Below are 1097 nucleotides of genomic sequence, written 5' to 3'. Positions count from 1 at the left end.
TGTGTCATAAGGGACTTGGTCGTACAGACATATGAGGTTCCTATTTTACTGTTTTTTTAATTTTAAAGAACTCAAATTTTAGGCCGCTTGCTCGCCATTCGGCTGCACGCGGCTTTTCTCTTGAGGGGATAGTTTAAGTTTTAGTACTTCATAAGGAGTTTTGCCTTTTAAAGCAGTATGAGGTCTATGACAATTATAGAATTTTTCCCATTCTTCTAGTTTAGCAGCAATATCGATATCATCTTTATACTCAATAAGTTGATAAAACTCTTGTTTGTCAGTGGCATGAGAACGTTCGACCTTGCCATTAAGCCTTGGAGTTCTCGGTTTTATATAAATATGACGAATGCCTAAATCTTCAAGATGCCAGTGGAATAATGATTGAAATTCATGTCCATTATCTGTTTGTACAGTATGAATACGAAAAGGGAAACGTTCAGTAAAATAACCTACAAAATCGATGGCATTTTGCTGATTATGTTTATCATATATCTTTAATGCTCTAGCACGTGTTGCATCATCAATTGCCGTATATTGGAATCTACGAATTTTATTGCCATTTTGATCTTTAAAATCTAAGAACTTAACATCTACTTGTATGCGATGACCAGGAACTTGCTTCTCATATCGTTTGAACTCTTTGACAGATCGACTTCTTTGATTAGCCGGTAATTTTTGTAAACCAACTCTTATTAGACATCCTCGGATTCCGCCAGCTGAAATTTTGATCCCATGATAACGCTCTAAATACCAGGCAATCCGCATGGGACCTAAATGATAATTTGTGCGCAAATGTACGATTTTATCTTCAATCTCTTTAGGATAACGGAGTTTAGGATTTTGAGGACAAGGCTTACTGTTGATTAATCCCGCTTCTCCTTTTTCTTTATAGGCACGCTTCCATTGATAAAAGGTATCTCGAGAAATGCCAAAATGTCGGCATGTTTTAGAAACATTTTTTATTTCTTCGGCATATCGGAGAACGCGCAACTTTCTTTGAATATCTTGTTTGGCTTTTAAGTTCATTTGGGATCCTTTGTTTGAAAAGATTTATATACCAAATCTGTCAACCAAAGTCCCAATTTTCATAAAATTTA

1 protein-coding gene is annotated in these 1097 nt (G+C 35.6%); it reads right to left on the bottom strand.

From position 1 onward, the window contains the following. Nucleotides 1-78: 78 nt before the first annotated feature. Nucleotides 79-1026 carry an IS481 family transposase gene (locus BN3769_RS00825; protein WP_068466604.1) on the bottom strand — a complete coding sequence of 316 codons (948 nt, stop codon included), beginning with the start codon at nucleotides 1024-1026 and terminating at the stop codon, nucleotides 79-81. Between the last annotated feature and the right edge of the window lie 71 nt (nucleotides 1027-1097).

It is taken from the genome of Candidatus Protochlamydia phocaeensis (assembly GCF_001545115.1).
GTDB lineage: Bacteria > Chlamydiota > Chlamydiia > Chlamydiales > Parachlamydiaceae > Protochlamydia_A > Protochlamydia_A phocaeensis.
The sequence above is the reverse complement of the archived record's forward strand: the minus strand, read 5'-3'. Positions and strand labels throughout refer to the sequence as shown.